We start from the raw sequence: 12,659 nt of genomic DNA on the forward strand, positions 1-12,659 counted from the left end.
ATGATGCACTTCACCTCTCGCAACCCTGCCGTTTCCGCCGTGATTGCAACCAACGGCAAGCGCCCCGAACTGCTGCGCGTGGCGGTACGCTCCATCCTTGAGCAGAGCTACCGTGGCTTCGTTGAGGTTGTTGTCGTCTTTGACCGCGTTGAGCCCGACCATCTCGAAGATATTGAGGTCGGCGAGAACCGTGCTCTGAAGATTGTCTCCAATACCCGCTCCGGCGGTCTGGCTGGCGGCCGTAACAGCGGCATTATCGCCTCCAGCGGCGAGATGATTGGCTTCTGCGATGACGACGACTACTGGATGCCGTCCAAGCTCACCCAGCAGGTCGCTCTCTGGCGCGAAAACCCCGAAGCAGCCGCTATCTCTTCGGGTATTACCGTCCGCTCCGGCGGTCAGGACATCGTACGCCTGGCGCCCGAGCGCGCAACCTTCGCGGACTTCCTGCGTTCGCGCATTACTGAGATTCACCCCTCCGCCATGCTGTACTCCCGTGAGGACCTGCTCGGTGTTGACGGTGAGCCCGCCCGCATCGGCCTGGTCGATGAGGAGCTGCCCGCCGCGTACGGTGAAGACTACGACCTGCTGCTGCGTGCAACCCGCCACGGCGATGTGCTGAGCGTACCCGAGCCGCTGATTCTGGTGCTCTGGGACCGCCCCTCTTTCTTCTCCGGCAAGTGGCAGTCCATGGTTGACGGTCTGAGCTACATTCTGCGTAAGTTCCCCGAATTTGAGCAGGACCCCAAAGGCCTGGCACGTATTGCCGGTCAGATCGCCTACGCTCAGGCGTCTCTGGGCAACAACAAGGAGGCGCGCGCTTACGCTCGTGCCGCTCTGCGCCGTGACCCCAAGCAGCTTCGTGCTTGGGCAGCATACGTTGTATCCACCGGCATTATTAAGCCCGCTACGCTTCTTGATCTCGTCCAGAAGACCGGTCGAGGTCTCTAGCCAGGTATCGCACAGACATGGTTTCCTCTTCCGTTCTTTCTCATCCGGGTGCTTCGCCCGTGGCGCTAAAGGATTCCGCGGGGTCGGCTAGTACGCCGCCCAGCGGTATTCTGCGTGCCCGCGCGCGCATCCGCCCGATGTCGACAGCGCAGAAGAAGCTCCCCGCCTGGCCCCTGCTGGCGTTGCTGTACGGCTTCCCGGCGCTGTGGGCTATGGGGTTGCTTCAGATTGCGCCGCTGGTACTGGCTGCGATCATGCTTTTTTACCTCATCATTCGAGGTAATGTGCGTGTGCCCGGTTCCCTGTGGGTGTGGGGCGCATTCTGCGTGTGGGTTGTTGTTGCGGCACTTGCTCTGACCCGTTCCACCGACATGATCGGTTGGGGTCTGCGCTTTGTGAACATTCTCAGTGCAGGCATTTACGCCCTGTACTACTACAACGCGCGTTCCTCTATTAGCCTCAACAGGTTGTTGGGTGGTCTGGCGACCCTGTGGGTGACTCTCATCGTTCTGGGTTACGGCGGTGTTCTCTTCCCCGAATTCCGTCTGCGTACCCCGATGAGCTTCATCATGCCTTCTGGCTTTATGCAGAACCCGCTGGTGCGCGACTACATGCTTCCGCCGCTGGCGGAGGTTCAGCGTCCGTGGGGCGCTCCCGAGGCGTATATTCGTCCCTCCGCACCGTTCCCCTACGCGAATAGTTGGGGTTTGGCGTACACCCTGCTCACCCCGGTGATGCTGGCGTGCCTGCTGCGTCTGCGTTCCATCTGGCTACGTATTGCTCTGCTGATTGGCATGGCGCTTTCTACCGTGCCGGCGATTGCAACCAGTAACCGCGGCATGTTCATTGGTCTGGGTATCAGCGCGGCGTACGTTTTGTTGCGTCAGTTCCTGGCGGCTAATTGGCGTGCTGTAGGTATGGGTATTGCGGCGATTGCGGCTGTGGTTGTGGCGCTCTTCGCTTCGGGCACCGTGGACAATATTCTGGGTCGTCAGGACTACTCGGACTCCACCGGTGGTCGTGCGGCGCTCTACCGTGCCACCTGGAAGGCGACTTTAGAGTCCCCGATTATCGGTTACGGCACTCCGCGTATGGAACCGAGCATTGGTGTGTCGATGGGTACCCAGGGTTACCTGTGGACTCTGATGTTCTGCTTCGGTTTCGTGGGCCTGGCCCTGTTCGCGCTCTTCATGGTGTGCACTGTGGCAAGCGGCGCGCGAGTGAAGACTACGTCCGGGTACTGGCTGCATAGCGTTCCGGTCGCATGTTGCGTCGTCTTTATCTTCTACAGTTTCGATATTGCTCAGCTGACCATTCTGATGCTCGCGTCAATGGCGTGCATTCGTTCCATTCGGGATGGTGAGGGGCTATGACGAAGAATCAGTCCCCTCGTGGTTTAGATACTTCTGCGGTTTCATCTTTCGAGGATGCGTATTCGACGGGTGGTCATCCTAGCCGCCGTGCGCGTCTGCGTGAGAGCGGCGAGTACGTGGAGCCGGTGACGGAGCAGGCTGAGCCTGCTGCTGATGAGTTTGCTCCGACGGTGGACGATATCCGTTCGGGTCGTTTTCCGGCGACCACGGCTCTGTCGATTGTGCCTCCTGCTCAGGGCTTTGCCCCTAAGGAGTCGCTCCCTGAGTCTTTGGTAGCGGATTCTGAAGCTACAGATTCTGCAGACACGAACGCTGCTGTGGCGGGTGCTCATCTGCCCGGTTCCCGTCGGGTTACCTCGGCTACTGCTGAGTCTGCCGATTCTAAGGCGCAGGCTGATAGCGCCTCCGCGAAGGATGCGCCAGCAAAGAAAGCTCCCGCTAAGGGTAAGCAGCCCAGCCTGGCGAAGAGCGGCTCTCTTGCTTCGCTGTGCGTAATGTACGGTGCGGGTATCGCATTCGTGACCACGATGGTGGTGTCGAACGGTATTGGTGCTGAGGGTTCGGGCGAGTTTTTCCGTCTGATGGCGCTTTTCGCGATTGCGATTTCGCTGGTGACTTTCGGTGCAGATACTGGCTTGGTTCGTACGATGAGCGCTCAGCGTGCGCTGGGTCGTTACGGTGTGCTTCCGCAGCTGATTCGGTACGGTCTAATTCCTTCGCTGGTGACTTCGGTGCTTCTGGTGGCGGGTGTGTACATCTACACCGAACTGGTGCCGATGGCTCCGGAGTATCAGGCGGCGATGCGCGTCAGCTCGGCTTTCGTTCTGGTTGCGGCGCTGATGACGGTGTTCTTCGGTGCTCTGCGTGGCCTGCACCGTGTGGTGACCTTTACGGTTCTGCAGAATGTTCTGCTTCCTACGCTGCGTTTTGCGGCTGTGGGTTTGGTGGTTCTGTTCTCGGGCCAGCTCATGGATTTGGTGTACGCCTGGACTGTTCCGGTGGCGATTACTGCGGTGGTTGCCCTGTGGCTTTTGGAGCGGGCGTTCCCCAATGAGGAGCATGTGGAGGTTCTTCCTTCTGAGGATTCTCCGACTGAGACGTTCCGTTCGTTCTGGGGTTTCAGTTCTGCGCGCGGTGTCGCTACCGTTGTGGAGACGATCCTGGAGTGGATTGACGTGCTGGTCGTGACGGCATTCTTGGGTGCCGCTGCCGGTGGTATCTATGGTGCTGTGAACCGTTGTGTTCGTGTGGGCACCATGATTGAGCACACCGGACGCGTGGTGACCGGACCGTCGATTAGTGCGGCGTTGGCTACCCGTCAGCTGGATCGTGCTCGAGAGATTTTCTTGTCGACCACTCGCGTGTTGACTGCACTGTCTTGGCCGTTCTACCTCTCTCTGGCGTTCTTCGGCCCCGTGCTGTTGCATTTCTTCGGTAAGGGCTTTGAGGCTGGCGCCGGTATTCTCTGGGTGATTTGCCCGGCGGCGATGCTGTCGATGAGTGCCGGTGGTGTGCAGTCTGTTCTGCTGATGAGCGGTAAGAGCCGCTGGCAGCTGTTGAACAAGCTCTCCTCGCTGGTGGTGGCTGTGACCTTGAACTTCACGCTGGTTCCGGTTTGGGGCCTGTACGGTGCGGTGACGGCGTGGGCCTCTGCTCTGCTGATTGATACCTTCCTGGCGAGCTACCAGGTATTCCGCCTCGTTGGTATTCGCGCTTCGGTTCGCGAGATGGCTCCTTCGCTATTCTTGGGTGCGGCTGTTCCGACGGTGTGTGCTCTGGCGTCTTTGGCTTTCTTGGGTCAGAGCGTGCTGGGTGTCATCGTGTACGTGGTGCTGCTGGTGCCGGTGTACGGTGCGGTGTTGTTCCGCTTCCGCAAAGCACTCGGTATTGAGCGTTTCCTTTCCGCCCGCCGAGCGAAGTCTTAGCCTTCCGCTTCTTCTACAGTTTTTCTCCGATATTTAGTGTCCGTTTCTCTTCCTCAAGGATGTCCTCATGGATAACACCTCTCATACCTCCTCGGTTACCCTTGGCAGCCAGGTACGTCGCATTTTCCGACACCGTCTGCTGATTCTGCTGTCGGTTGTGGTTTTCGCTGTGGCGGGTGCCGTCTACGGCTACATGACCAATAGCAAGTACACTTCTAAGGCTTCGCTGGTTGTTTACCCGCTGGTGGTTGATCCCGCCGGTACCGGTAGCGCTAACTCCGCGAAGGTGGATATTGCGACCGAGTCTCGCGTTGCGGCCTCTCGTGAGGTTGCACAGAACGCAGCAAAGTCTCTGATTGCGAATGGCGATACCCTCTCTGAGGCTCAGCTGACCAGCCGCCTGATGAACTCCGTCAAGGTGACTGGCACCTCCCAGACTGCTGTTCTGGATATTGAGGTGACCCGCCCCAACGGCACGGATGCGGCACGTTACGCTAACGCTATGGCGAACGCGTACCTGCAGGTTCGTTCCGAGTCGCTGAAGAGCAGCGTTGATTCTGCTCTGCACCAGATTGATGAGCAGATTTCGGCCCTAGAGGGTGATAACAACCGTGCGGGTCTGCTCTCTCAGTTGCAGGAGCGTCGTGCTCAGATTCAGCTGACTTCCACCACCGGTGGCCGTGTGATGAGCGAGGCACAGGTTCCGTCTTCTTCCTCGGCTCTTGGCCCGGTGAAGATGGGTATTGTTGGTGCTGTTGCAGGTCTGCTGATTGGTGCTGTGCTGGCGTATGGTCGTGACCGCACCATGCGTCACGTTGGTTACGCTGATCGTCTGGAAGATGCCGGTATCCCCGTTCACGAGCTGGGTTCCACCTCTGAGGCGAATGACGCGTTCATGCTGCTGCGCACCATCGGTGCTCCTGACGGCGATGTGAAGAGCGCGGGGGCTTCCGGCATTGTGATTCTGCCCGGCACCGACCGCGGTGTTGAGCACCTGTACCAGATGCTGCAGCGTGTTCTGCCCACTGAGTACGCACGTTTCACCGATTACGCTTCGGTTCGTGACGCTCTGACCCGCCACACTCCCGAGTCGCTGGTTGAGAAGAGCGAGACTCCTCTGGTGATTAGCCTGAGCACCGCTACTCCCCTGTCGACCCAGCTGCGTTTCGTTCAAGCTGGCGGCGTGGCTCTGATTCCGGTGACTGCGGCTACTTCTCTGCAGCAGGTTCGTGAGCTCTTCGCTCAGCTGGATCAGCTTGAGGGCGTGAACGCTCTGGCTGTGTTCCTGGACCGCGAGTAATTGCGGGTAATCGGGTTTCTGTTGATGGATGCCTCGCTTCTGTGCGGGTTAGTCCTTCGTCCTTGAGCGTGGGGTGAGGTAACGCCTGTTGAGGCGGATCTGTTGCGGCAGGTCTGTTGATACAGGTGTTGCCGGACCCGGCAGCTCACCCTTATCTTCTCTTCTTATTTTTCTCTTGTATTGGGGCTTTAGGAGAACACTATGACTGAGGCAACTTCCTCTCAGGCACCGAAGAAGAAGCTTCTGCTGGTTTCTAGCAGTGGCGGACACTTGAAGCATCTGACGGCTACTTCTGCTGCGTGGCAGGATTATGACCGTGTGTGGGTTAGCTTTAAGCAGCCCGATGTTGAATCTTCTCTTGCTGATGAGAAGACCTATTGGGCGTATTACCCGACCACTCGAAATATTAAGAACGCTATTCGTAATTTGTTCTTGGCATTTCGTATTTTCCCGAAGGAACGCCCGGATGCGGTTGTTTCTGCGGGTGCGGGTGTTGCTGTTCCTTTCTTTGTTGCGGCTAAACTTTTTGGCGTAAAGACTCTTTATATTGAGTGTTTTGACCGCCCGACTCTGCCGACGATGACCGGCAAGATGCTGTACACCTTTGCTGATCGAATTATTGTTCAGAGTGAGGAGCAGCAGGAGAATTTCCCTGATTCTCGTGTGATTCATCCCATTTTCTAAGAGTGATGAATTTATCCTGGAAATGGCGTCCCCGTGTGTGCTGGGGGCGTTATTTTCAGGGTATAGTATTTATTAAACATACAGATACGCATAAGTCGTGCGCTCCACTGTGGACTCACCATCCAAGCGAACTAACCACTCGCCAGAGAAGCGTATGCGGAGATTACTCACCATTTTCTCCGGCACGACGCCGCCGCGTATACCCATGATGCCCTCCGGATTTTTGCGTCAGGTATACGGGGTTACTACCGATAAATACATAGAGAGGAATAGGCGATGTCTATTCAGAACTTCCCCCACGTCAGTGTTGATACTTCCAAGTTCGACCTGCCCGTATTTACCCCTGCCGTCGCGCCCGTTCGTATTCCTACCAAGACTTACGATTTGGTGGTGTCCCTCGGCACCGACGTTCACACTTTTGATCGTCTTCTGCGCTGGGTTGAGGCTTACCTTGAGGCTCACCCGCAGGTCACCTGCCTCGTGCAGCACGGCCACACTGCGCCTATTAAGCACGCAGACAACCTTAAGCTTCTTCCCGCCTCCGAACTGCTGGACTACTACGCAACCGCACGCGTAGTGCTGGTTCAGGGCGGCCCCGGTTCCATCCAGGATGCACGCCGCACCGGCGCTCTGCCCCTGGCTGTTCCGCGCCGCGCAGAGTTCGATGAGGTTGTTGACAACCACCAGGTCCCCTTCACCACTCTGATGGAGAAGCGCGGCCACGCTGTTGTCGTTGAGAGCCGTGAAGACCTCTTCGCTAAGCTCGATCTTGCTCTGGCGAACCCCTCCCTGTTCCGTACCGCTGAGCCGTACGTCTCCACTCCGGAGATTTCCGCAGCTCAGCTGGGCGAGGAACTGCAGGATCTGCTCGCTGGCAAGACCCACCGTAAGGATTCCTTCTGGGATCGCCTGAAGCAGGCTGCTCGCGCGCACCGTGCGGGCAAGGCTGAGATGGCTCGCATCGACGCGATGGCTCCCAGCGCCTAAGGTTTTCTTACTTTCTAAGCTCAGCATCCTCGTGATGCGGTGTGGGAGGTACCCTGCCGGGTGCTTCCCACATTTTTAGACCGGCATGCGAATCCTCCAACCACCCTGTGGGAGGCTGCGAACGTTTTCCCTTGTTCACGGCATATTCTCAGGTGGATTCGCGTCTTTACATTGGTTGCGAAACCCCGCGCACCGTATCCTTAGTAAGGGATAATGCGCGGGGTTTTCGCGCACTACGAAAGGAACAATTATGGCAGTTCAGGAATCGACCGTTATCAACGCAAGCGTTGAGCAGGTTATCGAGGCGTTCTCCAGCGAGGACTTCGCACGCTTCGTCTGCTCCGAGGTTGGCGTTGAGTTCAACAGCTTCTCCGTTTCCGGTGACACCTCCGCTGAGTTCACCGCAACCACCGAGCGCACCGTGCCCGCTGATCGCGTACCGGACATCGCTCGTAAGTTCGTCGGTAGCGGCGTCTCCATGACCCAGGTGGACACCGTGAGCGCACCGGCAGCTGATGGTGCACGCACCGTCTCCACCGAGGTGAAGGTCAACGGCGTACCCGTGTCCGCTCAGGCTACCCAGCACCTGATTCCCGAGGGTGACAAGACCCGCCTGGACGTCAACGGTGAGGTTTCCTGCTCCATCCCGCTGGTGGGCAAGAAGATTGCTGCCGCTGCTGAGCCGCAGGTTGGCCGTGTGCTGAAGGTTCTGGGCACCTCCGCTGAGAAGTGGCTGGCACAGCGCTAAGGCTTATTAGACGCTCGCCTTTGAGGTGTAGCTGATATACGGCTAGATACGCCAATATACAGAGGATCCCCGTCGTAAGTAATTACGGCGGGGATCCTCTGTTCTTTATGTGTCTCTATGAGCTCTAGCGCCCTGATAAGGGCCTATGCACGTTAGGAAGCGACAATCGCCTCGGAGTACTCGCGCTCACCGAGCAGCTCGGCGAAGCGGCGCATCTCTACGCGCAGGTCGTGCTCTGCTTCGAGCAGGTCAACGACCTTGCGGAGCTTGGTGCTGGAGGTGTGCTCGGTGTAGGGGAAGTAGTGTACTTCCACGCCGACCTCTGCGAAGCGTGCTTCGAGGGCGTTGCCCTTGTCGGTGCCCTTCCAGTCATCGCCCTTGAAGAAGACGTTGAAGGGCTTCTGCTTCCAGGTTTCGAGTTTGTCGGGGGTGGTTTCGACGTGCACTTCGTCCACGTAGTCGATGTGGCTGACGATAGCGGCACGCTCTTCGATGGGGATGACGGGACGGCGGCCCTTGGTCACTTCCAGGACGTCATCGTGCACAACGCCTGCAATGAGGTAGTCGCAGTTTTCCTTGGCCTTGCGGAGAATCTCGAGGTGGCCGTAGTGGAAAAGGTCGTAGGCGCCTGCGGCGTAGCCAATAATCATGGGGCTTCCTTGTGGTTGGTAGCGGCGATGGGTATTCCGGTGTGGTTGAGGTACCGGAGGGTGAGAAACATATCCGCAGTCTGGGGTGAGAGCCTAAGAATAAGTGAAGAATGTGCAATATTGAGAAAATATTTTCTTATTATTGCCCTATTTCTTCTCTCTGTCGTCCCAGAGTATGCGGGTCCGAAAAGAGTTTCTCGAGGGTGCTGGTTGGGCGCCCTTCGTCCTTTTATTTTACCAGTCACCTTTTTGGAGGAAAAAGGGAAAGATATAAATATGAGGCGGATACAGTGTAGTATCCGCCTCATATTTTCTATACGTCGCTTGAAATCAAAGAAAGCTTATATAGATAAACAATTAACCGCTAGATTTTAGCGAAGAGTTTTAGCCAGTATTTTCTGCAGGCTTTGACCGCACATGCTTACGTTCTCGTGCAATATTTTAGGTTGAGTAGCCATTCGGTATTTTCGATTGGCGTTCAAATACTAGCTACTCCCCCGCCGTTTCCGCCTACATTCTCAGCGAAGAGTTAGTTCTTGGCTGCTGCTTCCTTGGTAGCTTCTTCAACAGCAACCCACGAGAGCATTGCGCACTTCACGCGCGCCATGAACTTCGAAACGCCAGAGAATGCCGCCATGTCGCCGTACTCCTCTTCGTCCAGAGTCACCTTGCCACGCGAGCGTAGCATCTCACGGAACGCATCCACGTGGCTCTGCAGCTCGGAGATAGTCATACCGGGAGCCATCTCAGAAAGCACAGAAGCGGCAGCCATCGAAATGGAGCAACCGTCGCCTTCCCAAGAGATTGACTCGATGGTCTTCTCGCCATCCTTCAGCTCGTCAGAGAGCACCACGCGCAGGTTGATTTCGTCACCGCAGGTGGGGTTGTACTGGTGGTTATCGGCGCTTGCGTGACCGGCGGGTACCTCTACGAGGTGCTCGCCGCTACGCTGCTTGGAATGCTCCAGAATAATTTCCTGGTACAGGGATTCAAGAGACACGGTGTTCTTCTTCCGTCAGTTGGTCTGTCTGAAAAATTTGGGGCGCTAGCGTCTAACGCATCTACGTTTAGAAGCCGAAGTAGGGGCGCACCTCAGCAAGCGCCTTCAGGAAAGCGTCCACGTCTTCGGTGGTGTTGTAGATGTAGGTGGATGCACGGGTCGAGGCAGTCACGCCGGCACAGCGGTGCAACGGCTGGGCGCAGTGGTGGCCCACGCGCACGGCGATGCCCCGAGTATCGAGCAGCTGCCCCACATCGTGCGGGTGCACGCCGTCGATTGCGAGGGCTACCAAGCCAGCACGCTTGGTGGGGTCGGTGGGGCCGAGCAGTCGCACACCATCGATCTTCTGAACTCCCTCAACCAGGCGGGCGCCCAGTTCGTGTTCCCACGCCTCAACGTTCTCCATACCCAGGTGCTGCAGGTAGCGCACAGCAGCAGCGAACGCGACTGCCTGCGAGACGCGCTGGGTACCTGCCTCAAACTTGATGGGGGCGGGCATATACTCGGCGTCCTGCAGACCCACGCGGGTAATCATGGAGCCACCGGTCAGGAAGGGCGGCAGGGCGTTCAGCAGTTCGGCACGGCCATAGAGGGCACCGATGCCGGTGGGTGCCAGCATCTTGTGGCCGGAGAACGCCGCGAAGTCGACGTCCAGGGCGTGGAAGTCTACGGGCATGTGCGGTACGGACTGGCAGGCGTCCAGCACAACGAGCGCGCCGTGCTTGCGAGCCAAGGCAACCATGCGGGGCACGTCGGTAATTGCGCCGGTCACGTTCGAGACGTGGGTGAACGCCACGATGCGGGTCTTCTCGTTGATAATACCCTCGGCAGCCTCGTAGTCGAGCTGACCGTCCTCGGTGGAGGGGATGTGGCGCAGGGTCGCGCCGGTTCGCTGGGCAAGAATCTGCCAGGGGATGAGGTTCGCGTGGTGCTCAATCTCGGTGGTGACGATTTCATCGCCGGGGCCCAGCGCGAAACGCTCAGCGGCGGGACCGCCGATACCCTGGGAGGCGTTACCAATGGAGTAGGCAACCAGGTTCAGCGCCTCGGTTGCGTTGGAGGTCCACACGATCTCTTCGTCAGTGGCGCCCACGAAGTTCGCTACGGTGATACGCGCATCCTCAAACAGGTCGGTTGCCTCAACCGCGAGGGTGTGGGCGCCGCGGTGCACGGCGGAGTTAGCGTGCAGGTAGAAGTCGCGTTCTGCGTCGAGCACCTGAAGGGGTTTCTGGCTGGTCGCCCCCGAATCCAGGTAAACCAAGGGATGCCCGTTGACCTCGGTGTTGAGGATCGGGAAGTCCTGGCGAAGCTGGCGTACGATGTCGTCGCTCAGCGGGGTGTTGGCGGGGGTGGAGTATTCAGCCACGGGTACCTTCTTCTCTCGCTCATACGCTCCACGGGTCGGGTATTTTCCCGTCGTGGAGCGTATAACGTCATTCTTTTCTAGCTTATTCCCTCACCGGGCTCTTGCATAGTTAGGTAGAGCCTAGTTCACACCTCGACCCGAATCATGCGTTGCCCCGGTTCAGTGCTTGCCCGGCACGGGTCATGTGCTAGGAGCCTGCGCCGTGGTAGCGCTGCTGGGTTGCCAGCAGGCCTTCCTTCACGAGCATCATGGTGGCATCAGCGGCGTTCGAGATGAGGAAGGGCAGGTCTTTCGCTTCGGTGCTGCTGAAGGGCTTGAGCACGAAGTCTGCGGTGTCCATGCGTCCGGGAGGTCGACCGATGCCGGTGCGCACACGGTAGTAGTCCTTGGTGCCCAGTGCCTTGGTGATATCGCGCAGACCGTTATGACCGCCCTCTCCCCCACCAATCTTGAGCTTAATGGTGTCGAAGGGGATATCGAGTTCATCGTGCACAACAATGATATGGTCGGGGTCGATACCGTAGAACTTGGCGACGGCGCTGACCGGGCCGCCGGAGGTGTTCATGTAGCCGAGAGACTTCATGAGGATGACCTTGGGGCCACCAAAACCGAGGCGCCCCTCCACCACAACCGCGGAGGCCTTGGAATGCTTCTTGAAGCTGCCGCCAACTTCCTTGGCGAGCTCGTCCAGAACCATCTGACCAATATTGTGGCGGGTTTTCTCGTACTCCGGGCCCGGGTTCCCCAGACCAACAATGAGCCACGCATCAGACATATCTTCGCCCTTTCCACGGCGCTGTAAAAGGTTTTTTAGAAAATTCATGGACTACACCATTCTATGAGTATGGCCCGCTACCACCTCAGAAGAGAGGTAGCGGCGGGCCATCCACAGATCACTGTTGCGCTAGGCGCAGGGCGCGGTCTTAGTGCTTTGAGTTATCTGAGTCGTGAGCTTCGCCAGCCTAATCTGATTCCTCGGAAGCTTCAACGATGTCACCCTCGGGTGCGTTTTCGCCTTCTTCACCGGGCTCGGGAACGTCGAGTTCCTCGGGCTCAGAAACGTTAACGATCAGCAGTTCAGCGTCTGCAACCAGGGTTACGCCTGAGGGCAGTTCAACATCTGATGCCAGAACGTGAGCGCCAGCTTCGCGGCCTTCGATGCTCACGGTCAAAGCTTCGGGTGCCTTCAGTGCGTCAGCTTCAACCAGAAGAACGGTTTCTTCCTGGTTAGCAACGGCGCCAACAGCGGGCTCGCCTTCAACGTGTACAGGAACCTCGATCTCAACGCGCTCGCCGCGCTTAACGGTCAGCAGGTCGATGTGCTGCAGTTCGGGGCGGATTGCGTGACGCTGGATGTCCTTGATCATTGCGAGGTGTGATTCACCTTCGATGTCGAGGTCGAGGATAGCGTTGGGGACGCGGGCAGCCAGGGTGGTTGCGTGGCCGGGGAGTACTACGTGCTTGGGCTCTTCGCCGTGGCCGTAGATGACGGCGGGGATGTCGCCTGCCATGCGGATGCGGCGCGCGTAGCCCTTGCCGAAGTCGCTACGTACGGTAGCTGAAATTTTGATGGTATCTGACATGAGTCGTCCATCCTTTCTTGGTTAGAAGTGATGCGCCAAGTGGAATAGGGACTGGCGCCAGAAATCTCTTTCCAACCAGCCACCGTCAGTTA

12 protein-coding genes are annotated in these 12,659 nt (G+C 58.0%); 7 read left to right on the plus strand and 5 right to left on the minus strand.

All coding sequences use genetic code 11. From position 1 onward, the window contains the following. The 7 genes from HMPREF2605_RS05245 (at nucleotide 1) to HMPREF2605_RS05275 (ending at nucleotide 7,968) form a co-directional block, all read left to right on the plus strand. Nucleotides 1-951 (plus strand): glycosyltransferase family 2 protein, encoded by a 951-nt coding sequence (locus HMPREF2605_RS05245; RefSeq protein ID WP_070847255.1) that lies wholly within the window; start codon nucleotides 1-3, stop codon nucleotides 949-951. Between the two features lie 17 nt (nucleotides 952-968). Further along, complete coding sequence (locus tag HMPREF2605_RS05250; protein WP_070832835.1) at nucleotides 969-2,324, plus strand: O-antigen ligase family protein; 1,356 nt, start codon at nucleotides 969-971, stop codon at nucleotides 2,322-2,324. After that, nucleotides 2,321-4,249: an oligosaccharide flippase family protein gene (locus tag HMPREF2605_RS05255; protein WP_070847257.1), complete on the plus strand. Its 1,929-nt coding sequence runs from the start codon at nucleotides 2,321-2,323 to the stop codon at nucleotides 4,247-4,249. Before HMPREF2605_RS05250 ends, HMPREF2605_RS05255 begins: the two co-directional genes overlap by 4 nt. A gap of 67 nt (nucleotides 4,250-4,316) precedes the next feature. Then, nucleotides 4,317-5,549 carry a Wzz/FepE/Etk N-terminal domain-containing protein gene (locus HMPREF2605_RS05260; RefSeq protein WP_070847259.1) on the plus strand — a complete coding sequence of 411 codons (1,233 nt, stop codon included), beginning with the start codon at nucleotides 4,317-4,319 and terminating at the stop codon, nucleotides 5,547-5,549. 201 nt (nucleotides 5,550-5,750) lie between these two features. Continuing rightward, complete coding sequence (gene pssD / locus HMPREF2605_RS05265) at nucleotides 5,751-6,233, plus strand: PssD/Cps14F family polysaccharide biosynthesis glycosyltransferase (RefSeq protein WP_049327955.1); 483 nt, start codon at nucleotides 5,751-5,753, stop codon at nucleotides 6,231-6,233. A gap of 276 nt (nucleotides 6,234-6,509) precedes the next feature. Continuing rightward, a complete protein-coding gene (locus HMPREF2605_RS05270; RefSeq protein WP_049355036.1) occupies nucleotides 6,510-7,220 on the plus strand; it encodes a glycosyltransferase in 711 nt (236 codons plus the stop codon). A 250-nt stretch (nucleotides 7,221-7,470) separates the two neighbouring features. Beyond that, a complete protein-coding gene (locus HMPREF2605_RS05275) occupies nucleotides 7,471-7,968 on the plus strand; it encodes a DUF2505 domain-containing protein (protein ID WP_049327953.1) in 498 nt (165 codons plus the stop codon). A 152-nt stretch (nucleotides 7,969-8,120) separates the two neighbouring features. Here HMPREF2605_RS05275 and HMPREF2605_RS05280 read toward each other — a convergent pair whose 3' ends face one another. From HMPREF2605_RS05280 to HMPREF2605_RS05300, 5 genes are all read right to left on the minus strand, one after another. Beyond that, the gene (locus tag HMPREF2605_RS05280; RefSeq protein WP_005508886.1) at nucleotides 8,121-8,618 is read right to left on the minus strand and encodes an FAD synthase family protein; all 498 of its coding nucleotides are present in this window, start codon (nucleotides 8,616-8,618) and stop codon (nucleotides 8,121-8,123) included. A gap of 529 nt (nucleotides 8,619-9,147) precedes the next feature. Then, nucleotides 9,148-9,618, minus strand: coding sequence for a Fe-S cluster assembly sulfur transfer protein SufU (gene sufU / locus HMPREF2605_RS05285; RefSeq protein WP_049355035.1), 471 nt, complete (start codon nucleotides 9,616-9,618; stop codon nucleotides 9,148-9,150). Nucleotides 9,619-9,685: 67 nt separating this feature from the next. Further along, entirely contained in the window at nucleotides 9,686-10,984 is a 1,299-nt protein-coding gene (locus HMPREF2605_RS05290) for a cysteine desulfurase (protein WP_070847260.1), read from the minus strand. Nucleotides 10,985-11,171: 187 nt separating this feature from the next. After that, a complete protein-coding gene (pth, locus tag HMPREF2605_RS05295) occupies nucleotides 11,172-11,759 on the minus strand; it encodes an aminoacyl-tRNA hydrolase (RefSeq protein WP_005506954.1) in 588 nt (195 codons plus the stop codon). 187 nt (nucleotides 11,760-11,946) lie between these two features. After that, nucleotides 11,947-12,567, minus strand: a complete 621-nt coding sequence (locus tag HMPREF2605_RS05300; protein ID WP_005506952.1) for a 50S ribosomal protein L25/general stress protein Ctc — start codon at nucleotides 12,565-12,567, stop codon at nucleotides 11,947-11,949. Nucleotides 12,568-12,659 lie beyond the last annotated feature (92 nt).

Source organism: Rothia sp. HMSC065C03 (assembly GCF_001837295.1).
GTDB lineage: Bacteria > Actinomycetota > Actinomycetes > Actinomycetales > Micrococcaceae > Rothia.

Coding starts and splice junctions, on each gene's coding strand:
- HMPREF2605_RS05245 (WP_070847255.1), top strand. CDS start 1: ATGATGCACTTCACCTCTCGCAACCCTGCCGTTTCCGCCGTGATTGCA.
- pth (WP_005506954.1), bottom strand. CDS start 11,759: ATGTCTGATGCGTGGCTCATTGTTGGTCTGGGGAACCCGGGCCCGGAG.
- pssD (WP_049327955.1), top strand. CDS start 5,751: ATGACTGAGGCAACTTCCTCTCAGGCACCGAAGAAGAAGCTTCTGCTG.
- HMPREF2605_RS05270 (WP_049355036.1), top strand. CDS start 6,510: ATGTCTATTCAGAACTTCCCCCACGTCAGTGTTGATACTTCCAAGTTC.
- HMPREF2605_RS05255 (WP_070847257.1), top strand. CDS start 2,321: ATGACGAAGAATCAGTCCCCTCGTGGTTTAGATACTTCTGCGGTTTCA.
- HMPREF2605_RS05260 (WP_070847259.1), top strand. CDS start 4,317: ATGGATAACACCTCTCATACCTCCTCGGTTACCCTTGGCAGCCAGGTA.
- HMPREF2605_RS05275 (WP_049327953.1), top strand. CDS start 7,471: ATGGCAGTTCAGGAATCGACCGTTATCAACGCAAGCGTTGAGCAGGTT.
- HMPREF2605_RS05280 (WP_005508886.1), bottom strand. CDS start 8,618: ATGATTATTGGCTACGCCGCAGGCGCCTACGACCTTTTCCACTACGGC.
- HMPREF2605_RS05250 (WP_070832835.1), top strand. CDS start 969: ATGGTTTCCTCTTCCGTTCTTTCTCATCCGGGTGCTTCGCCCGTGGCG.
- HMPREF2605_RS05300 (WP_005506952.1), bottom strand. CDS start 12,567: ATGTCAGATACCATCAAAATTTCAGCTACCGTACGTAGCGACTTCGGC.